Here is a 23696-nt window from a genome sequence, read left to right as displayed (position 1 = left end):
CGATGAGGGCTTAGTTAACCATCACCTCGTCCAGTGCCTGCTCGAGGGTGCTGACCGTGCGCTCGATATTGTGCAGCTTTTCGAGTCCGAACAGACCGATGCGAAAAGTCTGGAAGTCGGCCGGCTCGTCGCATTGCAACGGCACTCCGGCGGCGATCTGCAGGCCGTGGCTGGCAAATTTCTTACCGTTCTTGATGTCGGCATCATCGGTGTAGCTCACCACTACGCCAGGGGCCTGAAAGCCGGCTGCGGCCACGCTTTTGATGCCTTTGCCGGTCAACATTGCGCGCACCCGATCGCCCAGAGCCTGTTGTTCGCCGCGGACCTTTTCGAAACCGTAGGCTTGCGTCTCTTTCATCACTTCGTTAAATCGCGCGAGGGAATCGCTGGGCATGGTCGCATGGTAGGCATGTCCGCCCTGTTCGTAGGCCTGCATGATCTGAAGCCACTTTTTCAGGTCGCAGGCGAAGCTGCTGCTATGCGTCTGTTCGATGCGCTCGAGGGCCAAAGAACTGAGCATCACCAGGGCGCAGCAAGGAGAGGAGCTCCAGCCTTTCTGCGGTGCGCTGATCAGCAGGTCGACTGCGCATTTCTGCATATCAACCCAAAGCGTGCCTGAGGCGATGCAGTCCAGCACGAACAGACCACCTACCGCATGCACGGCGTCGCCGACGGCCCGCAGGTACTCGTCGGGCAGGATAATCCCTGATGATGTTTCAACGTGGGGGGCGAAGACAATCTGCGGCTTCTGCGCCGCAATGGCTGCCAGCACTTCGTCCAGAGGGGGTGGCGCGTAGGCAGCCTGGCGACCCGTGTCGACCGGTCGGGCTTTCAGCACCGTGGTGGCCGCCGGGATTTTCCCCATCTCAAGGATCTGGCTCCAGCGATAACTGAACCAGCCGTTGCGTATCACCAGGCATTGCTGGTCGGTGGCAAACTGTCGCGCCACCGCTTCCATGCCGAATGTGCCGCTGCCCGGGACCACCGCAACAGCTTGGGCGTTGTACACCTGTTTCAGGGTCCTGGAAATGTTCTTCATCACGGCTTGAAATGACTGCGACATGTGGTTGAGCGAGCGGTCGGTGTAGACCACTGAGTACTCGACCAGCCCCTCAGGATCGATACTGGGATATAGCTTTGACATGGGGTGACTCCTTTGGCAGAGATGTCAGTGGTATCGACCCTGCCCTAAGCCTTGGAAAATGACAAGATTGCTCGGGATCAAATTGCGACTTCTGTCGAGCGGCGGGCATCATCGGGTCGATGACTGGACGTAGCGAACTTAGTCGCAACGGGAGGTTTCAATCTCACAGGGCTGTTAGCGGCTACTGTAAATTTCGCCGTCCGTCTCTCGACTTATTTAATACAAGTAACTGGCAACGGGCAAAACCCGGTCGTGGCTTCAAAGATAAGCATCAGCGACTACGCCCGATATTAAGCAACGATAAGGCCAAGACTTGATAATAGCATCGCTGCCTGATTTTTCGAGATGATTGCTCCTCTGAACCAGGTCGGCGTCCGCCGCAAAGAGCGTCGCGCGCGGTACGTCCGGCCAGCGAGTTCTCATCGCTGCATCAACGTCCCTGCACTCGGCCGGGAGGCTCAGCGCGATGGATATAACTGTCGGCTCAATAATGCAGCTCATCTCGCCCTGGTAAAACGTCGTGCTCCCTTACATGGAGAACACGCTATCAACACTACTGCTACCTACAGCCACCAACCTTGGAATAAGGGAAAGCTGGTCGGGCAAAAAGCCCCACTCCGGCTTAGAGACATTTGGGCTTTCCGGGTAAGGCACCAGATTGCGGAGCGAACCCGCGATCTTGCTCTATTCGACATGGCCATCGACAGCAAGCTGCGAGCCTGTGTCCCTTTGGGTCAGCCGGCCAGTTGCGACATTGACCAAACACATACAAAAGACGCGCCAAACCAAGCACCCGTATATTTGCGTATAACTCATAATAAATACGTAAAGAAACTGTAGAGAACCTTGAGTTTTGCAAAAGATATCTTATCCTCCGAAACAAATTTCGACGGGAGAATATTATGAGCAGCTCGGACTTGGGCATTATGATCATTTCAATTATTGGATTGTTCGGATTTGCATCTTTTGTTTTTGAGTATTTGAGCAGCAACCACTCAACCAAAATCAATAAGCAGAGACACCCTATAGAAAAGAGACAAAGAGAAGACCTGCCCAAGAAAAATGCCCATTACTAAACAACACATCTGATCTAACCGCACTATCCTGAGTCTTTATAAGATCTTTATTCTTTCGCCCCCAATCCTTTTAACAATTTACTAGCCATCAAACTAGGCTTCCTTCATTGCTGGAGGGAATGCCATGGACTTCATCTTTTTAGTACTCGGAGCGCTATTTTTTATCAGCCTGGTGGGACTGGCGCGCGGCTGTGCGGCGCTGAACAGGAGGCGGTCATGACGGGCTTCTATCTATTTGGCAGCCTGATAGCGGCCGGGCTGCTGGTTTATCTCGTCTGCGCGCTGCTGTTTCCGGAGGACTTCCTGTGACTATTCAAGCCTGGGTCCTGCTTGGGGCTTTTCTTCTGACGCTCGGCATTCTGGCCTGGCCCCTTGGCCTTTGGCTAACCCGCGTGATGGAAGGCCGGTTTACCGTCGGTGCGCGCATTGAGTCGCCGCTGTATCGCTTGGCCGGCGTCAAGCCTGAAACGCAGATGAGTTGGCTCCAGTATGCCCTGGCCTTGCTGCTGTTCAACGCACTGGGATTGCTGGTCGTTTATGCCCTGCAACGGCTGCAAGGTGTTCTGCCATTTAACCCCCAAGGGTTTGGCGCCATAACGCCAGATTCCTCGTTCAATACCGCCGCCAGTTTCGTCACCAATACCAACTGGCAAGGCTACAGCGGCGAAGCCACGATGAGTTACCTGACCCAGATGCTCGCGCTGACGGTTCAGAACTTCCTGTCTGCCGCCACCGGCATAGTGGTGGCCGTTGCCTTGATTCGCGGGTTCGCGCGCCACAGCGCGGACAGCATCGGCAATGCCTGGACCGACCTCACGCGCATCACGTTGTGGGTGTTGCTTCCGCTGTCGCTGATTTCTGCGCTGTTTCTGGTTAGCCAGGGCGTGATCCAGAATCTTGACCCGTACAAGGAAGTCACGACGCTGGAGGTCATGCAGTACCAGGCTCCGGTACTCAATGATGCCGGCCAGCCGGTCCTCGATGCCCAGGGCAATCCGGTGACCAAGGCCGCCAGTACCGACAAGCAGACAATTGCCATGGGGCCTGTAGCCTCACAAGAAGCCATCAAGATGCTAGGCACCAATGGTGGCGGTTTCTTCAACGCCAACTCGGCTCATCCTTATGAAAACCCCTCCGCCGTCACGAACTTCTTTCAGCTGCTGGCGATCTTCCTGATCCCGACGGCGCTGTGTTTCGTCTTCGGCCACATCGTCGGTGACATACGCCAAGGCTGGGCGCTGCTGGCGACCATGACGATCATCTTCGTGATCGCGGTAGTGGCGGTCACCCATTACGAACAACTCGGCAACCCGCAGTTTTCGGCGCTGGGTATCGACACGGCGGCGGGCAACATGGAGGGCAAGGAACTGCGCTTCGGCATCAGTGCATCCAGTCTGTTTGCGGCGGTGACAACGGCGGCGTCGTGCGGCGCTGTTATCGCAATGCATGATTCGTTTACGCCGCTGGGCGGTGCGGTGCCGCTGATACTCATGCAACTGGGCGAGGTGGTGTTCGGCGGCACCGGCTCAGGCCTTTACGGCATGTTGGTGTTCGCCATCCTCGCAGTGTTTATCGCCGGCCTGATGATCGGCCGCACGCCAGAGTATCTGGGCAAGAAAATCGAAGCCTACGAGATGAAGATGGTCGCCATCGCGATTCTGGTGACGCCATTGCTGGTGCTGTTTGGTACAGCCATTGCCGTCATGGCCGAGGCCGGCAGGCTGGGGATCGCCAATCCCGGTGTCCATGGCTTTTCGGAAATTCTCTACGCCTTCACCTCAGCGGCCAACAACAACGGCAGTGCGTTCGCCGGCCTGTCGGCCAACACACCGTTCTACAACACGATGCTGGCCCTAATGACCTGGTTTGGCCGGTTCGGCGTCATCGTGCCAGTGCTTGCGGTCGCCGGCAGCCTGGCCGCCAAGAAACGTCTGGCGGTTACCGGAGGCACGATGCCCACCCACGGGATGCTGTTCGTGGTGCTGCTGATCGGCACCGTGTTGCTGGTCGGCTTGTTGAACTACGTTCCGGCGCTCGCGCTGGGTCCCGTCGTTGAACACTTCATCATGATCAAGTGAGATCACGAACATGACACGCAAGGCGTTCTCCTTGTTCGACCCCCAACTCATACGACCTGCGATGGTTGAATCCATGCGCAAACTCAGTCCCAGGACCCAGTGGCGTAACCCGGTGATGTTCGTCGTCTATATCGGCGCCATCATCACCACCGCTCTGTGGGCACAAGCCCTTAGCGGCAAGGGTGAGGCCAGCACCGGGTTCATTCTTGCGATTGCCCTATGGCTCTGGTTCACCGTGTTGTTCGCCAATTTTGCCGAGGCCCTGGCCGAAGGCCGAAGCAAGGCTCAAGCTGCGTCTTTGCGCGACCTGAAAAAGGAAACCTGGGCCAAGAAACTGCGCGAGCCTCATTACGGCGCCGAGTGGCAATTGGCTCAGTCGAGCGACCTGTGCAAGGGCGACGTGGTGGTGGTTGAAGCCGGCGACTTGGCGGACTCGGTGATCCCCGCCGACGGCGAGGTGATTGAGGGTGCCGCCTCGGTGGATGAGTCCGCCATCACTGGTGAGTCTGCCCCGGTGATACGCGAATGTGGTGGCGACTTCTCAGCGGTGACTGGCGGGACTCGGGTCCTGTCGGACTGGATCGTCATCCGCGTGACCACCAATCCCGGCGAAACCTTCGTCGACCGCATGATTGCCATGGTCGAGAACGCCAAGCGGCAAAAGACTCCGAATGAAATCGCCCTGTCGATTTTATTGGTCGCACTGACGATCGTGTTCCTCGGCGTGACAGTAACCCTGCTGCCCTTCTCGTTGTTTGGTGTGGCCGTGACGAAGGCCGGCATGCCGGTTTCGATCACTGTCCTGATCTCACTGCTGGTATGCCTGATTCCAACCACCATTGCCGGATTGTTGTCGGCCGTAGGTGTGGCAGGCATGAGCCGCATGATGGAGGCCAACGTCATCGCCACGTCCGGGCGAGCCGTGGAAGCTGCCGGAGATGTCGATGTTCTGTTGCTCGACAAAACCGGGACGATCACCCTGGGCAACCGTCACGCCTCAGCATTTATACCGGCGCCGGGGCACAAGGAGGCCGAATTGGCGGATGTGGCGCAATTGGCCTCCCTGGCCGACGAAACCCCCGAAGGACGCAGCATCGTCGTATTGGCCAAGCAGCGTTTCAATCTGCGGGAACGCGACATTGGCGCACTGGACGCCCACTTCGTGCACTTTTCGGCGCAAACGCGCATGAGCGGGGTCAACATGGGCGAGCGGCAAATACGCAAGGGCGCTGGCGAGGCGATCCTCAAGCATGTCCAGGGTCTGGGCGGCAGCTTTCCCGAGGCGGTGCAAACCAGCATTGAAGAGGTCGCGCGCCGGGGCAGCACCCCACTGGTGGTTGCCGACGGGGCCAATGTACTGGGCGTAATCGAACTCAAGGACATCGTCAAGGGCGGCATCAAGGAGCGCTTCGTCGAACTGCGCCGCATGGGGATCAAGACGGTGATGGTGACCGGCGATAACCGGGTCACCGCTGCGGCCATCGCCGCCGAAGCGGGTGTCGATGACTTTCTGGCCGAGGCGACGCCCGAACAAAAGCTCGAACTGATCCGCAGCTATCAGGCCGAAGGTCGGCTGGTTGCCATGACTGGCGACGGCACCAACGACGCCCCGGCACTGGCTCAGGCCGATGTCGCCGTAGCCATGAACTCGGGAACTCAGGCTGCCAAGGAAGCCGGCAACATGGTGGATCTGGACAGCAACCCGACGAAGTTGATCGAAGTCGTGGAAACCGGCAAACAAATGCTGATGACCCGTGGTTCGCTGACCACCTTCTCGATTGCCAACGACATCGCCAAATATTTCGCCATCGTACCGGCAGCCTTCGTCACCACGTACCCGCAGCTCGCGGCACTCAACATCATGGGCCTCACCAGCCCGAACTCAGCGGTGTTGTCAGCGGTAATCTTCAACGCGTTGATCATCATCTTCCTGATCCCCCTGGCGCTCAAAGGCGTCAAGTATCGCCCGGTCGGTGCGGCCCTGCTGTTGCGCCGCAACCTGCTGATCTATGGGCTGGGTGGCGTGATCGTTCCATTCATCGGCATCAAAGTGATCGACATGGTGCTGTTTGCTGTCGGTCTGACTTAAAGGAGCACTGTCATGGCTTCTCTGCTGCGTCCGGCGTTGACCCTGCTGATTGCACTGTCGTTGATCACGGGCCTGGCCTATCCACTGGTCACGACCGGCATCGCCAGGCTGGTGTTCCCCTCTCAGGCCGCGGGCAGCCTGATCGAAAAGGATGGCAAAACCGTGGGTTCGTCGTTGATCGGTCAGGGCTTCAGCGATCCCCGGCATTTCTGGAGTCGCCCGTCTGCCACCAGCCCCATGCCCTACAACGCGGCAGCATCATCGGGGTCAAATCTGGGGCCTATGAACCCGGCACTGGCGGACGCCATCAAGGGCCGCCTCGAGGCTTTGCGTGCGGCCGATCCCGGGAACACCGCCACGGTGCCCGCCGACCTGGTCTACAGTTCGGCTAGCGGTCTTGATCCGCATATCAGCATCGCCGCAGCCCTGTATCAGGCGGGTCGAATTTCGCGGGTGCGCAGCCTGCCCATTGAACGCGTTCATCAACTGATCGCCGAACACTCTGAAGGCATGCTGTTTGGGTTCCTTGGCGAGCCTCGCGTCAACGTCCTGGAACTGAACCTGGCACTCGACGCCACGCACTGAGCACCAACTCACACACGGTGGGCTTGATGGCCGAACAACGTCCTGATCCGGACCAGCTACTGGCCCAGATTCGTGAAGCAGAAGCGCAAGCCAATCGCGGTCGGTTAAAGATTTTTTTCGGGGCCAGTGCCGGTGTCGGCAAGACTTACGCGATGCTGGTTGCCGCGCAAACGGCGAAACAACAGAACATCCATGTACTGATCGGCGTGATCGAAACCCATGGTCGCTCCGAGACCCAGGCGCTGACCTCGGGGCTTGAACAATTGCCGCTCAAACAGGTCATCGACAAGAACCGTACACTGACCGAATTCGATCTGGACGCTGCGCTGTTGCACAAACCCGAGCTGATCCTGATCGACGAGCTGGCGCACTCCAACATCATCGGTTCCCGCCATCCAAAACGCTGGCAGGACGTAGAAGAGCTGCTCAGCGCCGGTATCGACGTCTGGTCCACCATGAATGTTCAACATCTTGAAAGCCTGAATGACATCGTCGGCGGCATTACCGGGATCCGCGTCTGGGAGACCGTACCCGACCATGTGTTCGACACAGCGGATGAAGTAGTCATTGTTGACTTGCCGCCTGACGACCTGCTGCAACGCCTCAAAGAAGGCAAAGTCTATCTGGCCCATCAGGCCGAACGCGCGGTGCAGAACTTCTTTCGCAAAGGCAACCTCATCGCCTTGCGTGAGCTGGCACTGCGTCGTACCGCCGACCGTGTCGACAGCGAGATGCTGCAATACCGCATCAGCAGCGCAGTCAAACCCGTCTGGGGCACCCGCGATTCGCTGCTCGCCTGCATCGGCCCACATGAAAAAGGCGAAAAAACCGTACGTTCGACAGCTCGTCTGGCCGCTCAGCTCAACGTGCCCTGGCATGCCGTGTATGTCGAGACCCCCGCCTTGCAGCGTCTGCCCGAGACGAAGCGCCGTCGCGTTCTGGCGACCCTGAAGCTGGCCCAGGACATGGGGGCGCAGATCTCGACCCTGGCCGGTCAGGACATCGCCGAAACGCTGGTCAAGTACGCACGGCAGCACAATCTCTCCAAAGTCGTGCTGGGCCGCGACGAACACCCTCGTCGTCGTTTCTGGCAGCGGGTACTCGCGGATCAAATTGGTGCTCAGGGCGCTGACCTGGACGTGATTCAAGTCTCTCTTCCAACCGACCAGCGAACACAAACCGAGCCCAGTGTCACGAAGACCGAGACTCCGGTGATGTGGCGGTCCTATCTCTGGAGCGTAGCCCTCTGTACGGTGACGACCTTGCTGGTCATGCCCCTGGCTCACGTTCTGGAACAGGCCAATATCGTCATGATATTCCTGCTGGCCGTCGTCGCTGTCGCCGTTCGTTTTGGCCGCGGCCCAGCGATTCTGGCGGCTTTTTTGTCAGTGGCCGCATTTGACTTCTTTTTTGTGGCGCCGCGCTTTTCGTTCGCCTTCGCCGATATCCAGTACCTGGTGACTTTCAGCGTCATGCTCGTGGTGGCCCTGGTCATCGGACAAATGACAGCCGGCCTGACTTACCAGGCACGTGTGGCGCAACGGCGCGAAGACCGCATGCGGGCGCTGTACGACATGTCGCGCCTGTTGTCGGCCGCACTGATGACCGAGCAAGTCGCCGACATCAGTGCACACTTCCTCTCCGCCGAGTTTGGTGCAAGGTCAGCGCTGCTGGTCGCTGACGACAACAATAAACTGCAAGCTCCGCTGATCAACGGGGATGCACCGCAAGTGGATGTTGCCATTGCCCAGTGGTCCTTCGATAAAACCGAGCCAGCTGGCTATGGCACCGATACCCTGCCCTCAAGCTCAACACTTTATCTGCCCTTGTCAGCTCCCATGCGGGTACGCGGAGTACTGGCCGTGCAACCGCGAGACACAAGCCGGCTGGTGGTGCCGGAACAGCGACGCCTGCTCGACACTTGTGCGTCATTGCTGGCCATCTCGCTCGAACGGATTCACTACATCCACATTGCCCAGGACACGACCGTGCAGATGGAGTCCGAGCGCTTGCGTAACTCGCTGCTCTCGGCCATCTCCCACGACCTGAGAACACCATTATCCGTTTTGGTAGGGCTTGCCGAAGCGCTTAAACTGACCAAGCCCCCCCTGACCGGCGAAGCCGCCGAGATCGCCACGGCGGTGGGTGAATCGGCTCTGCGCATGAATACGCTGGTCAACAACCTGCTGGACATGGCGCGCCTCGAATCCGGCAAAGTGGTGTTGAATCGGCAGTGGCAACCCATCGAAGACGTGGTGGGCAGCGCCCTGCGAGCCATCCAACCGATTCTGGGCGGGCGTTCGGTGCAGGTCGCTCTGGACGATGATTTACCTCCCGTACAGATCGACGCGGTACTGATCGAACGCGTCCTCATCAACCTGATCGAGAATGCCGTCAAGTACACACCGCAAGGCACCACCATCGGACTGGGCGCCAGGGCCACGCCCGACAACTTCGAATTGTGGGTCGCCGACGAAGGACCCGGTTTACCGCACGGTCACGAAGAGGCAATCTTCAGCAAATTCATGCGCGGCAAGAAGGAAAGCTCGATACCCGGCGTCGGGCTGGGCCTGGCCATCTGTCGCGCCATCGCAAAGGCTCATGGAGGAACCATTTTGGGTGTCACACGCCCAGAGGGCGGTGCGTGCTTCACGTTGCGTCTACCCCGTGAGGAGCCACCACCCATTGATCCCTTTGCTGAGCAAACAGGCGAGGAGCAACCATGACCGAATCGGTGCTGCACGTCCTGATCATTGAAGATGAGAAGGAAATACGACGTTTCGTACGAATGGCCCTGCAAGCCGAAGGCCTGGAGGTGCATGAAGCCGATACCTTTCACCGAGGCCTTATCGATGCAGGGACACGTCATCCGGACCTGATCGTGCTCGACCTCGGACTGCCCGACGGCGACGGTGTTGACCTTATTCGGGATGTACGGAGTTGGTCAGAGGTGCCGATTATTGTGTTGTCTGCCCGTGGTGCGGAGTCGGACAAGATCCTCGCACTGGACACCGGCGCCGATGACTATCTGGTGAAACCTTTTGGCACCGGAGAACTGCTGGCTCGTGTCCGCGCAATGCTACGCAGACACGTAAAAGATACCGAGAACCATGCGATCCTGGCCTTTGGCGAGGTGCGGATTGATATGGAGCGGCGTGTCGTAGAGCGCTCCGGCGCCCCACTGCATTTGACACCGCTGGAGTATCGCCTGCTGGTCCATCTTTGCTCACACCCGAACCGCGTCCTGACGCATCAGCAACTGCTCAAGGCTGTGTGGGGCCCATCGCACACCACCGATACGCCATACCTTCGCGTATTCATGGGAGGCCTGCGTAAAAAAGTCGAAGCAGACCCTTCCCAGCCGCGACACCTCATCACCGAAACCGGTGTGGGGTATCGTTTTATTCCTTGAGTATAGGGTTACCGGAGTAAGCGGCCTGTGACCGCTACATCTCGACCTGTGTGCCCAACTCAATCACCCGATTCAGCGGCAACTTGAAGTATTTCAAGTTGCTGTTGGCGTTCTTCAGCAAAAACGCGAACAGGCTCTCTCGCCAACGGGCCATACCTATGCGTTTGGTCGGAATCACCGTCTCTCGACTGAGGAAATAGGTCGTTCGCATTGGACTGAAATCCAGCTCAGACAAGTGACAGAGACTCAGCGCCAAAGGAACATCGGGCTCCTCGATAAAACCAAAGTGCAGACTGACCCGGAAGAAGCCTTCACCATAGGCTTCAACCTCGAACCGCCGTTCAGCACTCACGCGAGGGCTGTCTTCAGACACCACGGTGAGCAATACCACTTGTTCATGCAAAACCTGGTTATGCAGCAGGTTGTGCAGTAGTGCATGCGGAACAGCGTCAGCCCTGGCCGTCAGAAACACCGCCGTGCCTTGTACGCGATGAGGAGGCTGCGTACGAATACTACTGATGAACAGTGGTAGAGGTAGTGCAGTTTCGTCCAACCGTTCAACCATGATCTTCCGGCCCCGTTTCCAGGTGGTCATCAAAATGAACAGGCCAATACCAGCAATCACCGGAAACGCACCGCCTTGGAAGATCTTCGGTGCATTGGCCGCAAAGTACAGGCTGTCTACCAGCAGAAAACCGAGCAGCATCGGAATGGCCAGCCAGCGCGGCGTTTTCCATAACAGCAGGACGACAGCCGAGGACAGGATGGTTGTGATCAGCATAGTGCCTGTCACAGCGACCCCATAGGCGGCGGCCAACGCACTGGACGATTCGAAGCCAATCACTAGGAGCACAACACCGACCATCAACGCCCAGTTAACCGTGCCGATGTAAATCTGCCCCTGCTCTTGGCTGGAAGTGTGCTGGATAAACATGCGAGGGACATACCCAAGCTGGATGGCCTGGTGGGTCAGGGAGAAGGCGCCGGAGATCACGGCTTGAGAAGCAATGATGGTGGCCAGGGTGGAGAGCGCGACCATCGGCAACAGTGCCCATTCAGGCGCGAGCAGGTAGAACGGGTTGCGCACAGCCTCCGGGTTCTCCAGGATCAAGGCGCCCTGGCCAAAATAATTGAGTACCAGCCCCGGCAACACCAAAATGAACCAGGCGCGGGCAATGGGCTTGCGACCGAAGTGGCCCATGTCGGCATACAGTGCTTCGGCACCCGTCAACGCGAGCACCACCGCACCAAGAATGGCCACACCGACTCCCGGATGAGCGATAAAAAAATGCGCTCCCCAGTATGGATTGAGCGCTTGCAGTACTTCCGGGCGCTGCAAAATGCCATAGATCCCCAGCGCACCTAACACTACAAACCACAGCACCATCACTGGGCCGAACAGGATACCGATGCGAGCCGTGCCGTGTTTCTGTATCAAGAACAGCGCCACCAGCACGATCACTGACAAGGGCACCACCCAGTGCTCTATTCCGTCAAACGCCAACTGTAGTCCTTCAACCGCAGAGAGCACTGAAATAGCCGGGGTGATCATGCTGTCCCCGTAAAAAAGTGCCGCACCGAACAAGCCAAGCAGAACGAGTACTTTACTCATGTACGGATATGGGGCGGCCGCCCGACGGGCCAATGCCGTCAGCGCCATGATCCCGCCTTCGCCCTGGTTGTTGGCGCGGAGAATGAACAGCACGTACTTGATCGAGACAACCCAGATCAACGACCAGAAGATCAACGACAGAATGCCCAGCACGCCATCGTGGTTGGCCTGAACACCGTAGTGACCGGAAAACACTTCCTTAAGCGTATACAGGGGGCTGGTGCCAATATCTCCGTACACCACCCCAACAGCAGCGACGAGCAGTCCTACCGCTGAGGTTTTGCGATGGGGTTCTTCAATTGCATGGGTCGCTGTTTCGCTCACTTTCTACGTCTCGAATATTGAGGGCCGAAAACGCATTCCGTGAGATTTCAAGGCCGTTGTGGACTTCACTGAAACTGCCATCAGATTCAAATGAGTAATAAAGACAGTAGTCCTTGCACAGCCAAGTGATCACTCCTTCTGAAGGGCCTGCGACCGACCCGCACTACCTTCTACTCCCCCAAAAAGCAGCATTGATCAGCCCAAGGAAATCTGAGGGTAAACCGAGGAAAGTGAGGGTTGCGAGGCATAAAATCATTGTCAATTTCGCGGGCCAGTATCGTTGCGAGTAACAAAAATCACCGTAAAAAAAACGTAAAATTTTTGCGCCGTTACTCATTAGGAAACGGCCGATCAAGGCATCAATTCACACGAACCAGTGAGGATTCCACCAAGAGTCAGTCGTGATCGCCGAAGGACGCGACCCGTGGAATGCAGTGCTGGATGCCCTCGCTTCTGAGTGAGGCGTGCCGTGACTCCCCGACCTCATTCAGACTGCGAGAACGGCATTACGAAGTAGTAAGGAAGATCAATCCGTATATGAAAAATCGTTTCTTGATATTACCAAGCAAAATAATACCAAGTTAGTTAAGCTGGTTTTTTGCCGCACGTATAAATTAGGAAAGTTGTATGAGTCTCCTAGGGCAAAATCCAAGATTTACGATTGTTTTAGTTATTTTTTGCTCCCTTTCAATGGTGCTTACGGCGAGAATTACTTACCTTGCGATTTTCTCTCATGAATTTCTGAATAACGAAGGTCGCAAACGCTCAACGCGACTTATTGAAACCACCCCCATCCGTGGCACTGTATTTGACCGGTTCAATAAGCCCTTGGCGGTTTCCACACCCGTCAGCACCTTGTGGGTAAACCCTAAACAGTTCACCCCAACTAAGCAGCAGGCAATAATATTAAATGAACATCTTGATATTGATGCCTCGCTGATTGACCATTTGAGCTTGAACACCCAAGGCAAGTCCTTCGCTTATCTAGCCAGAAGGGTTGATCCGCAGGTCGCAAGCAAGATAGTAAAATTATCTATTCCCGGCATTTATGAGCGCCAGGAATACAAACGATTTTACCCGCAGTCTTCGATGTTAGCTCAGACATTAGGCTTTACCAACATTGACCAGAAAGGCATTGAAGGTATCGAGTTACTGTATAACCATCAACTGTCCGGCAGGGCCGGCCTAGAAGAACTGACCTTAAACTTACACAAGCAAGTCACCAGCGAAATCCTTGTGCACAAGCCCATCATTCCTGGAGATGATCTATATTTAACAATTGACTCCACTCTTCAGTACTACGTTGAAAAAGCATTATTGAAAGGACTTAAGGAGAATGCAGCCCGGTCGGTAAGTGCCATTCTTATACACGCCAAAACAGGGGAGGTTTTAGCATTGTCCACGATGCCCTCATTCAATCCAAATGCGCGTAAAAGCTTTAGCGCGGACGCCATCCGAAACCGCGTATTTACTGATGTATATGAACCCGGCTCAGTGATAAAGCCATTCAGCATGGCCGCCGTTCTGACAGCAGGCATAGTTGACAAGAACGCCATCATTCAAATAGCACCAGGCCTCGTCAAAATTGATGGACATACGATTCGAGATGTAGGCAGGGACAATCAGTTAGACCTGCCGGGCATTATCCGGCGCTCTTCTAATGTTGGTATGAGTAAGGTCGCGATTCCGACAGGAGGAGCAGCCATTTCGCGATTACTGATTGAGTTGGGATTCGGAGATAACACCTCGATCTACTTTCCGGGGGAAAGTGTGGGGACTGTTCCAACCAGAAGGGTATGGTCAGATATCGCCACAGCAAGCCTTTCATACGGATACAGTTTATCGGTCAATCTGGCTCAACTTGCTCAGGCTTACACCGTCTTTGCAAATGATGGAAACCTGGTTCCATTATCGATAATCAAAGGTGAGGCACAGCCACCCCGCAATGTCATAAGCCCGGAAGTCGCCAACAGTATTCTGGACATGCTGGTGCAAGCAGTCGATGGACCTGGAGCAGGCGGAAAACGCGCAGCAATCGAAGGTTATGTCATTGCGGGTAAAAGCGGGACCTCTCGCAAGGCATCCGGTGGCGGATATCAAAGCAATACCTACAGAGCCATGTTCGTGGGTATCGCTCCGGCCAACGCACCTGAGTTCATTATGGCTGTATTGGTAGATGAGCCCTCCGCCAAGGGTTACTTCGGGGGAGCGATTGCAGCTCCGATTTTCAAGGAGGTACTTGAAGATATCCTTCGTATCAGAAATGTACCGAGTAGCCAAAGTCAAACCTTGCCAGCAGCCCAAGGCGCTGTTGGCACAGACAGTAGTCGTATGGGGAGTGATATTGCGAGCGCCGGCTCTGTTATTGACTAGGGCCAAAAGCAGCCGTCGGCGCGTTATTGATGTACACGGCCATCGCGAGTTGCGTGCCGAGGCAACGCAACGGAAATCAGCGCTGCGAGCAGCACGAAGGCGCTCGATATCCACAAGCAAACCTCCAGCCCATACACCTGATAAACCCAGCCAGAAAGCAGCGTGCCTATCAACCTTCCCATAGCGTTCGACATGTAATAAAACCCCACATCCAGCGATACGCCGTCTTCCTTGGCGTAGGACACAATCAGGTAGCTGTGCAGCGAGGAGTTCACCGCAAACAGCGCACCGAAGACCATCAATCCGCCTAACAGCACCCCTTGTTGCGACAACCCGGTGTTCAGTCCCAAAGCAATTGCTGCAGGCAGGCCTGCCAGAGCAAGCGCCCACAGAAGCGCAGCGCGGCCGTCAGGAACATGCCCCCTTTTCTTGCCGGTGATTCGCGGCGCGAACGATTGCACGATGCCGTAGCCGATCACCCAGGCTGCGAGAAATCCACCGACCTTCCAGAAGTCCCAGCCGAACACGCTGCTCAGGTACACCGGCAAGGCCACCACAAACCAGACATCGCGAGCGCCGAACAGGAACATCCGCGCTGCTGAGAGGATGTTGATCGCCCGGCTTTTGGAAAGGATGTCGCGAAACCAGGGCTTGGCTTTCGCTTTACCCAGGTCCTTCTTTAACAGGATCAAGCTGCTGATCCAGATCAGCGCCAGAACACCCGCCATGGCCAGCAAGGCGCCTTTGAAGCCGATCAATGCCAGCAAGGCTCCGCCAAGAAAGAAGCCGACACCCTTGAGCGCGTTCTTCGAGCCGGTGAGAATCGCCACCCACTTGTAGAGTTTGCCCTGCTGCCCATCAGGAACCAAAAGCTTGATGGAGCTTTTCGCGCTCATCTTGTTCAGGTCTTTGGCAATTCCTGACAGTGCCTGCGCGCCCATCACCCAAGGGATAGTCAGCCAAGCGACAGGAACCGTCAGCATCAGCAGCGCCACGACCTGGATGCCAAGCCCGATGTTCATGGTTCGGTTCAGCCCCAGCCGGGCGCCGAGGTAGCCACCCACTAAATTGGTGATCACACCAAAGAGTTCGTAAAACAAAAACAATGCCGCGATTTGAAGCGGGCTGTAGCCCAACGCGTGAAAGTGCAGCACCACCAACATGCGCAAAGCGCCATCGGTGAGGGTGAAGGCCCAGTAGTTGCCCGTAACGAGCAGGTACTGCCGCACTTCCAGCGCAAGGGCCGACAACGCTTTCATGACCGCTCCTTAGTCTGCCAGACCGACCATTTTTGCCAGTTCGACGGTGCGGTTGGCATAGCCCCATTCGTTGTCGTACTTTGACCTGGGTACCGTTGATGACCATGGTCGACAGTGCATCAATGATTGATGAACGCGGGTCGGTACGGTAGTCGATGGACACCAAAGGACGCTCCTCGAAACCGAGGATGTCTTTGAGCTCGTTCTCGCAAGCGTCCTTGAGGAGTTGATTCACCTCTTCGACAGTAGTGGCTCGCTCGACCTCGAAAACACAGTCAGTCAGCGAGGCGTTGGCCAACGGCACCCGTACCGCGTGACCATTCAGGCGCCCACGCAGCTCTGGAAAGATTTCGGCGATGGCGGTGGCCGAGCCGGTACTGGTTGGTATCAGACTCATCCCGGACGCCCGCGCCCGACGCAGATCCTTGTGCGGCTGATCGAGAATGCTTTGGGGATTGGACTCCACCGCCAACCTTCAATAAAAGCCCTTAACTATGGCGTAAGGTGGGTAAGTTGCTTACCGAGACTTTTCGAGCATCTGCGGGAACGCATATATGGTTTCTGTAATGAGTTGTCTCTGTGGGCAGGGCTGACGTAGCACCTGCCGCACCTTTTTCAGCCCAGTTCACTTTCCCGTATCAGCTTCTTATTAATCTTCCCGACGCTGGTTTTAGGAATCTCGGCGACGAACTTGAACTGCTTGGGGATCGCCCATTTGTTGATGCGGCCACGCTCGACAAATCCTTGAAGGTGCGTCTCCAGGATCTTGCGGTCGAGATACTGCCCAGGCTCGCACACTACCAGCGCCATCGGCCGTTCGCCCCATTGCTCGTCCGCAATGCCCACCACCGCGACCGACATGACGGCCGAGTGTTCGCTGATCAGGCTTTCCAGCTCCAGGGAGCTGATCCACTCCCCGCCCGTCTTGATCACATCCTTGATGCGATCCTTGATTTCCACTCCACCCAACGGGTCGATAGAGGCCATGTCGCCGGTGTGCAGCCAGCCGTTGTGCCACAACTCGGCGCCCTTTTCGGGTTCCTTCAAATAGCCTTGGGTCAGCCAGGGCGCGCGCACCACAATCTCGCCCAAGGACTCGCCGTCATGGGCAACGTCATTGCCATTGGCATCGATGATTTTCAGGTCGACCATCGGCACTGGCGTGCCCGTCTTGATGCGGGTGGCCAGTTGGGTTTTCGTCGATTGATCGAGGTCTTCGTCACGCAGGTAAGTCAGGCACAGCAATGGGCAGGTTTCCGACATGCCGTAACCGCTGTGCACCTGAATCCCTTTGGCGCTCGCTTCGCTGGCAATACCTAATGTCAGCGCGCTGCCGCCCAGGAGCATTTTCCAGCCATCGAAACGAGTCCGTTGCGCTTCCTCGCAATTCAGGATCATTTGCAAAATGGTCGGCACACAATGGGAGAACGTGACCTTCTCCTCTCGATACAGCCTGACCAGGCTGTTGGGCTCGTAGCGGCCGGGGTACACCTGTTTGATCCCCATCAGGGTGGCGACATAGGGCACACCCCAGGCGTGCACGTGAAACATCGGCGTGATCGGCATGTAGACATCATCGGAGCGCAGCAGCGGCAACCCCTGATAGACGCCCAAAGTGCCGACGGCATTCAAGGTGTGCAAGACCAATTGGCGGTGGGTGAAATACACGCCTTTGGGGGCGCCAGTAGTGCCCGTCGTGTAGAAAAGGGTCGCGACGGAGTTTTCATCGAAATCGGGAAAGTCGTACTGGTCGGCCGACCCGGCCAACAGATTTTCATATTCCCCCAGCACCGGTAACGACGTGTGAGTGGCTGTGTCGTCCGTAAGCTGCAGGTAGCCTTTGACGGTTTTGAGCTGCCCCTGAATCTGTTCAACCAGAGGTAGAAAATCGTCATGCACCAGCACCAGGTCGTCCTCGGCGTGGTTCATGGTGAAGAGCACCTGATCTGGCGAAAGACGGATGTTCACGGTGTGCAGCACCGCGCCGATCATCGGTACGGCAAAGAAGCATTCCAGGTAACGATGGCTGTCCCAGTCGAGCAGGGCCACCGTATCCCCGGCCTTGACGCCGGCAGCGGTCAAGGCGTTGGCCAGCCGGCGGATCCGCTGGTTGAGCGTCTGGTAGCTGTAGCGCAGTTTGTCGGCATACACGATTTCCCGGCCTGGCTCGTAGCGCACGCCGGACAGCAACAGTTGCTTGATCAACAAGGGATAGGCATAGGCGCCGTCGGCGGGCGGAATAATTTTTGTCGCCATCATGGTTGTGGTTCCCGGTCCTTATTACGTGGGCTCAGAACTGCTCTGCATCCAATTGATAGAGGCATTCGCTGCCAGCCTTGGCCGACGCGCTCAACGAGTGGATACGTGGCAGCAGACGGGCGAAGTAGAAGCGCGCGGTAGCCAGTTTGCTGGCATAGAAAGCGTCCTTGGAATGCGTGCTCATGGCGGTTTTGGCCATTCGCGCCCACATGTAGGCGTACGCGGTGTAACCGAACACGTGCAGGTACTCGACCGAGGCCGCGCCGATTTCATTCGGGTTGTTCTGGGCTCGGTCCAGCAGCCATGCGGTCAGTTCGTCGAGGGTGTCGACGGCGGCGTTCAACGGTTTGGTGAACTCACCGAGGTCAGCGCAGGCATTGGCGGTAAAGTTGCGGATTTCCGAAGCGAACAGCCGGTACAGCGCCCCGCCGCTGCCGACGATTTTGCGCCCGGCCAGGTCCAGTGACTGGATACCGTTGGTGCCTTCGTAGATCTGGGTGATGCGCACGTCGCGAACCAACTGCTCCTGGCCCCATTCACGGATGTAACCATGGCCGCCGAAGATCTGCTGGCCATGCACCGTGGTTTCCAGCCCCATGTCGGTGAGGAACGCCTTGGCCACCGGGGTCAGCAGCGACACCAGTTCCTGGGCGCGGGTGCGGGTTGCCGCGTCATCGCTGTACTTGGCGGTATCCAGTTGCAGGGCCACGTAGCTGGAGAACGCCCGCCCGCCTTCGTTCAAGGCTTTCATGGTCAACAGCATGCGCCGCACATCCGGGTGAACGATGATCGGATCGGCGGCTTTGTCCTTGTTCTGCGCGCCCGTCGGCGAACGGCTTTGCAGACGGTCACGGGCGTATTCGACGGCGTTCTGGTACGAACGCTCACCCAACGCCAGGCCCTGGATGCCCACGCCCAGGCGTTCGTAATTCATCATGGTGAACATCGCCGCCAGGCCCTTGTTCGGCGCATCGATGATCCAGCCGGTCGCGCCGTCAAAGTTCATCACGCACGTGGCGGAGGCCTTGATGCCCATCTTGTGCTCGATGGAACCGCAGGACAGCGCGTTGTGTTCGCCCAGCGAGCCATCGGCATTGACCAGCACCTTGGGCACCAGAAACAGCGAAATGCCCTTGGGACCGGCGGGCGCATCCGGTAACCGGGCCAGTACCAGATGAATGATGTTTTCGGTCAGGTCGTGCTCACCGCCGGTGATGAAAATCTTGCTGCCGCTGATCTTGAAACTGCCGTCGGCCTGAGGTTCGGCCCGGGTGCGAATCAGGCCCAGGTCCGTGCCGGCATGCGCCTCGGTCAGGCACATCGAACCGGTCCAGGTGCCGGCGTACATGTTTGGCAAATAGCGTTCCTTGAGTTCCTGACTGGCGTGGGCATTGATCGACAGGCACGCACCGGCGGTCAGCATCGGGTACAGGCCGAACGACAGACTGGCCGAGTTGACCATCTCCTCGACCTGAGCCGAAATGGCCTTGGGCATGCCCATGCCACCGAACTGCGGATCACCGCCGACACCCACCCAACCGCCGTCGGCGAATGCCTGGTAGGCCGCGACAAAACCGTCCGGCGCCTGGACCGCGCCGTTGCTCCAGGTGCAGCCTTGTTCATCACTGCTGCGGTTCAACGGTGCGATAACTTCGCCACTGATTTTGCCAGCCTCTTCAAGGATCGCGGCGGCCGTTTCTTCATCGATCACTTCGGCCAGGCCAGGCAATTGGGCCCACAGCCGGGACACCTGGAAGACTTCGTTGAGTACGAAGCGCATATCGCGCAAAGGAGCTTTGTAATCAGACATCGTTGGCTTACTCGGAAGTGGTCAGGGCATGCGGCATGCCCTGGCGTTGGGATGTGCCGGTTGCACCGGCTTGTGCCACTTGGGCTTGCGGAACGGGGTGACGCAGCAGGAAGTAAGACAGGGCAGGAATCAGCACCAGCGCACCGAGCATGTTCCACAGGAACATGAAGGTCAGCAGGATGCCCATGTCAGCCTGGAACTTGATCGGCGACCAGACCCAGCACACCACGCCGGCCGCCAGGGTGATGCCCACCAGGCCCACGACCCGGCCGGTAAACGACACGGCGTTGCGGTAAGCCTGAGACAGCGGCAGGCCCTGACGCTGGTAGTGCAACTGCACGCTGAGCAGGTACAACGCGTAATCCACGCCGATGCCCACGCCCAATGCGATCACCGGCAGGGTCGCGACCTTCACGCCAATGCCCATGACCACCATCAACGCTTCGCAGAGGATCGACGTCAGCACCAGTGGCAGCAGGGCGACCAGCGTCGCGCGCCAACTGCGGAAGGTGATCAGGCAGAACAACGTCACCGCCGCATAGACGTACAACAGCATGGTGCGATTGGCCTCGCGCACCACAATGTTGGTCGCCGCCTCAATCCCGGCCGACCCGGCCGCCAGCAGAAACTGTCGATCTTCGCTGTTGTTCTCCCGGGCAAATTTCTCGGCGATGCCCACCACGGCATCCAGCGTCTCGGCCTTGTGGTCCTTGAGGAAAGTGATCACCGGCATCAGCGAACAATCGGTGTTGAACAACTCCGGGGAGTTGACCGAGGCTTGTTGCGCAGCGTAGTTCAGCACGTCCTGATTGCGCTGGATGCTGTTGAGCTTGGGGTTACCTTCATAAGTGCCGGCGGTGATTTGGCGCACCGCGTTGACCAGCGAAGCCGTCGCCTGCACGCCCGGATACTGCTGCAGCTCCCAGGCCAAACGGTCGGCGAGGACCAGCGCCTTGTAGTTCAAGCAGCCTTCCGGCGCGGTCTTGATCATCACCGCGAACAGGTCGCTGGACAGCGCGTAGTGGCTGGTGATGTAGGCGTTGTCACGGTTATAGCGCGAGTCGGCACGCAATTCCGGTGCGCCACTTTCCAGATCGCCGATCTTCAGTTGCAGGCTGACTATGAAGCCGCCAATGCCCATCAGCACCGCGACCAATACCGCCCCCGTGGCCCACTTGCGCGTGGTGAAGCGGTCGAGCAAGTCCCACAGTTTGCCGAAGCCTTTGTGCCCTTCTGCGCGCGTGTCGATTTTCAGCGCACGCTCGGCAGCCTTGGCCCCGACGCCGACATAAGACAGCGCCACCGGCATCAGCAATAGCGAGGTGAAAATCAGCACCGCCACACCGATACTGGCGGTGATCGCCAGGTCTCGGATCACCGGAATATCGATCAGCATCAGCACCGCGAATCCAACGGCGTCGGCCAGCAGCGCCGTGACGCCGGCAATGAACAGGCGGCGGAAGGTGTAGCGTGCGGCGATCAGTCTGTGGGTGCCACGGGCGATGTCTTGCATGATCCCGTTCATCTTCTGCGCCGCGTGGGACACCCCGATGGCGAAAATCAGAAAAGGCACCAGCACCGAGTACGGATCGATGGCATAGCCGAGCCAGGCGACGATGCCGAGTTGCCAGACCACCGCGATCAACGAGCAGCCGACCACCAGCAAGGTGCTTCGAACGCATCGGGTGTAGGCGTAAATGATGATCAGCGAAGTGACGACGGCCAGGCCGAAGAACATCATCACCTGAATCAGCCCGTCGATCAGGTCGCCCATCAGTTTGGCGAAACCGATCACCCGGACTTTGTACTGGCCCTTGCCCTCCTCCCCGGCCTTGCGTGCAGCGCTGTCGCCGGCGAATTCGATCTTGTCGCGCAACTGCTCTTCGAGCATCTGCGAAAAGGCGTGGTAGTCGATGCGTTGACCGCTGGCCGTGGCCTTGTCCAACAGCGGCACGATCAGCATGCTCGATTTGTAGTCGCTGGCCACCAGACTGCCGACGATCCCGGCGCGGGAAATGTTCTGGCGCAGTTGTTCTATTTGCTCAGGCTTGCCCTCGTAAGTATCGGGCATCACTGGGCCACCCTGGAAACCTTCCTCGGTGACTTCAGTCCAGCGCACTGCCGGGCTCCACAACGACTTCATCCAGGCGCGGTCGACGCCTTCGGTGAGGAACAATTTGTCATTGACCTGCTTGAGCACGTCCAGGTAACCGGGGTCGAAGATATCGCCCTGAGTGTTCTCCACCACCACCCGCACCGAGTTACCCAAACCGCGCAGCGACTGGCGGTTTTCCAGGAAGTTCTGGATGTACGGTTGACTCTGCGGAATCATTTTCTCGAAGCTGGGACGCAGCTCCAGGCGAGTCGCGGCCATGTAGCCCAGCACCACGGTGGCCAGCGCCATCAGCAGCATGAACAGCGGACGGTAGTTGAACACCAGCCGCTCCAGCCGATTGCCGGATTGGCGGTCGAAGTCCCGCAGATCGCGGATCACCGGCATGGTTTCTTGTTTGGTATGGCCCATGTCTGGGTTCTCGCTCTAAGGGTTCGAGGGCTTATTCAACGGACAACGTCCGTGCACCACGGCTGCCAACCACCACCAGCGCACCGTCGGCGGCGCGCGTGACGCCCGTCACCGGGACCGGCTCCGCTTGCTGCACCCAGTGCATTTGCGCACCGGCGCCCTGGCTCACCAGCATCTGCCCGCCCTGAGTAAACAAGCGGTAATCACCCTGCGCATCAACGATGCCAGCGGTGATGCTGACGTGCAGGCCACTGTCCTGCGGGGTCCAGCTGCGACCGCCATCGGTGCTGCGCAGCACATTGCCGCGCAAGCCGTAGACGAGCGCTTCCCCGGGTTTGCCGAGCACACCGAAAAAACTGCCTTGATAAGGTGTCTGCACGACGGCGAAGCGCTGTTGGGCGTCATTCCATTTCAGCAACAAGCCCTGCTCGCCGGCGATGTACAGCGCATCGCCAGTGGAGGCGATGGCGTTGAGGTGAAAACCCTGCGGGTTGTCGGTGCGGTCCTGGAACGGGGTCCAGCTCTGGCCGCCATCCTCGGTGCGCAGGATCAGGTTGAACACCCCGACCACATAGCCGAGGCGATCGTTGGCGAACCAGACATCGAGCAAGGGTTTGTCGGCGCCCTGCGCCACCAGGCGCTCACCTTCGGCGACCAGCTGTGGCCATTGTTCGTTGCTGGGTTCTGCACCGGCCAACGCGCTGTAATGCTTGACCAGCAAGGCCCCGATCTCGCGGCCATCCAGTTGCTTGCGCCAGGTCGCCCCCGCGTCGTTGCTGTGCAACACCACGCCGTCGCCGCCCACCGCCCAGCCCTGTGTGGCGGAAGGAAAACTCACGGCATTGAGGTCGGCACTGACCGGCACCGCGGCCTGCTGCCAGTGCTGGCCGGAATCATCGGAAAACAGAATATGGCCACGCTGGCCGACGGCGATCACGCGCTCACCGGCGCGGGCCATGCCGGACAACGGACTGTTGATGGCCAAGGCACTGACCCTGGCGGGCAGGTCCAGCACATCGACGTAATCGGCCGCGTGGGTGACGCCCTGCAACAGGCCGAGCACAACGCCAAACGCCACCTGCAAATAGTTCTTATACGAACACATACCGCGTCCTCTTCGGAAAACCGCGCCGGGACACACGTCCGTGTGC

At 57.9% G+C, this 23696-nt stretch carries 14 protein-coding genes and 2 pseudogenes; 8 read left to right on the top strand and 8 right to left on the bottom strand.

All coding sequences use genetic code 11. The features are described 5' to 3' along the window. Nucleotides 1–10: 10 nt before the first annotated feature. Complete coding sequence (locus ACMXYJ_RS13900; protein WP_415760268.1) at nucleotides 11–1144, bottom strand: aminotransferase class V-fold PLP-dependent enzyme; 1134 nt, start codon at nucleotides 1142–1144, stop codon at nucleotides 11–13. 546 nt (nucleotides 1145–1690) lie between these two features. Here ACMXYJ_RS13900 and ACMXYJ_RS13895 point away from each other — a divergent pair. From ACMXYJ_RS13895 to ACMXYJ_RS13865, 7 genes and pseudogenes are all read left to right on the top strand, one after another. Continuing rightward, nucleotides 1691–1867 (top strand): annotated as a pseudogene (locus tag ACMXYJ_RS13895) (integrase); the annotation flags it as partial. Between the two features lie 569 nt (nucleotides 1868–2436). Then, nucleotides 2437–2529 carry a K(+)-transporting ATPase subunit F gene (gene kdpF, locus ACMXYJ_RS13890; RefSeq protein ID WP_349294113.1) on the top strand — a complete coding sequence of 31 codons (93 nt, stop codon included), beginning with the start codon at nucleotides 2437–2439 and terminating at the stop codon, nucleotides 2527–2529. Beyond that, a complete protein-coding gene (gene kdpA / locus ACMXYJ_RS13885; protein ID WP_415760267.1) occupies nucleotides 2526–4298 on the top strand; it encodes a potassium-transporting ATPase subunit KdpA in 1773 nt (590 codons plus the stop codon). Before kdpF ends, kdpA begins: the two co-directional genes overlap by 4 nt. Nucleotides 4299–4308: 10 nt before the next feature. Then, the gene (gene kdpB, locus ACMXYJ_RS13880; protein ID WP_415760266.1) at nucleotides 4309–6387 is read left to right on the top strand and encodes a potassium-transporting ATPase subunit KdpB; all 2079 of its coding nucleotides are present in this window, start codon (nucleotides 4309–4311) and stop codon (nucleotides 6385–6387) included. Between the two features lie 12 nt (nucleotides 6388–6399). After that, nucleotides 6400–6972: a potassium-transporting ATPase subunit KdpC gene (gene kdpC / locus ACMXYJ_RS13875; protein WP_415760265.1), complete on the top strand. Its 573-nt coding sequence runs from the start codon at nucleotides 6400–6402 to the stop codon at nucleotides 6970–6972. A 26-nt stretch (nucleotides 6973–6998) separates the two neighbouring features. After that, on the top strand, nucleotides 6999–9698 hold the full coding sequence (gene kdpD, locus ACMXYJ_RS13870; protein WP_415760264.1) for a two-component system sensor histidine kinase KdpD: 2700 nt from the start codon (nucleotides 6999–7001) through the stop codon (nucleotides 9696–9698). After that, nucleotides 9695–10384, top strand: a complete 690-nt coding sequence (locus ACMXYJ_RS13865; protein WP_415760263.1) for a response regulator — start codon at nucleotides 9695–9697, stop codon at nucleotides 10382–10384. The genes kdpD and ACMXYJ_RS13865 overlap by 4 nt, the downstream gene beginning before the upstream one ends. A gap of 34 nt (nucleotides 10385–10418) precedes the next feature. Here ACMXYJ_RS13865 and ACMXYJ_RS13860 read toward each other — a convergent pair whose 3' ends face one another. Next, nucleotides 10419–12320: a potassium transporter Kup gene (locus ACMXYJ_RS13860; protein WP_415760262.1), complete on the bottom strand. Its 1902-nt coding sequence runs from the start codon at nucleotides 12318–12320 to the stop codon at nucleotides 10419–10421. 627 nt (nucleotides 12321–12947) lie between these two features. Here ACMXYJ_RS13860 and ACMXYJ_RS13855 point away from each other — a divergent pair. Then, complete coding sequence (locus ACMXYJ_RS13855) at nucleotides 12948–14693, top strand: peptidoglycan D,D-transpeptidase FtsI family protein (protein ID WP_415760261.1); 1746 nt, start codon at nucleotides 12948–12950, stop codon at nucleotides 14691–14693. A 23-nt stretch (nucleotides 14694–14716) separates the two neighbouring features. Here ACMXYJ_RS13855 and arsJ read toward each other — a convergent pair whose 3' ends face one another. The 6 genes and pseudogenes from arsJ to ACMXYJ_RS13825 all read right to left on the bottom strand — a co-directional run bounded on the left by arsJ (nucleotide 14717) and on the right by ACMXYJ_RS13825 (nucleotide 23650). After that, nucleotides 14717–15952, bottom strand: coding sequence for an organoarsenical effux MFS transporter ArsJ (arsJ, locus tag ACMXYJ_RS13850; RefSeq protein WP_415760260.1), 1236 nt, complete (start codon nucleotides 15950–15952; stop codon nucleotides 14717–14719). Nucleotides 15953–15961: 9 nt separating this feature from the next. After that, nucleotides 15962–16412, bottom strand: a pseudogene (locus tag ACMXYJ_RS13845) (type I glyceraldehyde-3-phosphate dehydrogenase); the annotation flags it as partial. Nucleotides 16413–16567: 155 nt separating this feature from the next. Next, nucleotides 16568–18211, bottom strand: a complete 1644-nt coding sequence (locus ACMXYJ_RS13840; protein WP_415760259.1) for a fatty acid--CoA ligase — start codon at nucleotides 18209–18211, stop codon at nucleotides 16568–16570. 31 nt (nucleotides 18212–18242) lie between these two features. Continuing rightward, nucleotides 18243–20021, bottom strand: coding sequence for an acyl-CoA dehydrogenase C-terminal domain-containing protein (locus ACMXYJ_RS13835; RefSeq protein WP_415760258.1), 1779 nt, complete (start codon nucleotides 20019–20021; stop codon nucleotides 18243–18245). Nucleotides 20022–20028: 7 nt separating this feature from the next. Next, complete coding sequence (locus ACMXYJ_RS13830) at nucleotides 20029–22545, bottom strand: efflux RND transporter permease subunit (protein ID WP_415760257.1); 2517 nt, start codon at nucleotides 22543–22545, stop codon at nucleotides 20029–20031. 31 nt (nucleotides 22546–22576) lie between these two features. Next, nucleotides 22577–23650, bottom strand: a complete 1074-nt coding sequence (locus ACMXYJ_RS13825) for a WD40/YVTN/BNR-like repeat-containing protein (protein WP_415760256.1) — start codon at nucleotides 23648–23650, stop codon at nucleotides 22577–22579. Nucleotides 23651–23696: the final 46 nt, after the last annotated feature.

Source organism: Pseudomonas arabinosi (genome assembly GCF_047758675.1).
GTDB classification, from domain to species: Bacteria; Pseudomonadota; Gammaproteobacteria; order Pseudomonadales; family Pseudomonadaceae; genus Aquipseudomonas; species Aquipseudomonas arabinosi.
This window is presented reverse-complemented; position numbering and strand designations above follow the sequence as displayed.

Excerpts from the sequence above, each read along its gene's own strand:
- ACMXYJ_RS13840 (WP_415760259.1), bottom strand. The coding sequence starts at position 18,211 with ATGATGGCGACAAAAATTATTCCGCCCGCCGACGGCGCCTATGCCTAT.
- ACMXYJ_RS13900 (WP_415760268.1), bottom strand. The coding sequence starts at position 1,144 with ATGTCAAAGCTATATCCCAGTATCGATCCTGAGGGGCTGGTCGAGTAC.
- kdpD (WP_415760264.1), top strand. The coding sequence starts at position 6,999 with ATGGCCGAACAACGTCCTGATCCGGACCAGCTACTGGCCCAGATTCGT.
- arsJ (WP_415760260.1), bottom strand. The coding sequence starts at position 15,952 with ATGAAAGCGTTGTCGGCCCTTGCGCTGGAAGTGCGGCAGTACCTGCTC.
- kdpF (WP_349294113.1), top strand. The coding sequence starts at position 2,437 with ATGACGGGCTTCTATCTATTTGGCAGCCTGATAGCGGCCGGGCTGCTG.
- ACMXYJ_RS13865 (WP_415760263.1), top strand. The coding sequence starts at position 9,695 with ATGACCGAATCGGTGCTGCACGTCCTGATCATTGAAGATGAGAAGGAA.
- ACMXYJ_RS13855 (WP_415760261.1), top strand. The coding sequence starts at position 12,948 with ATGAGTCTCCTAGGGCAAAATCCAAGATTTACGATTGTTTTAGTTATT.
- kdpC (WP_415760265.1), top strand. The coding sequence starts at position 6,400 with ATGGCTTCTCTGCTGCGTCCGGCGTTGACCCTGCTGATTGCACTGTCG.
- kdpB (WP_415760266.1), top strand. The coding sequence starts at position 4,309 with ATGACACGCAAGGCGTTCTCCTTGTTCGACCCCCAACTCATACGACCT.
- ACMXYJ_RS13825 (WP_415760256.1), bottom strand. The coding sequence starts at position 23,650 with ATGTGTTCGTATAAGAACTATTTGCAGGTGGCGTTTGGCGTTGTGCTC.
- ACMXYJ_RS13835 (WP_415760258.1), bottom strand. The coding sequence starts at position 20,021 with ATGTCTGATTACAAAGCTCCTTTGCGCGATATGCGCTTCGTACTCAAC.
- ACMXYJ_RS13830 (WP_415760257.1), bottom strand. The coding sequence starts at position 22,545 with ATGGGCCATACCAAACAAGAAACCATGCCGGTGATCCGCGATCTGCGG.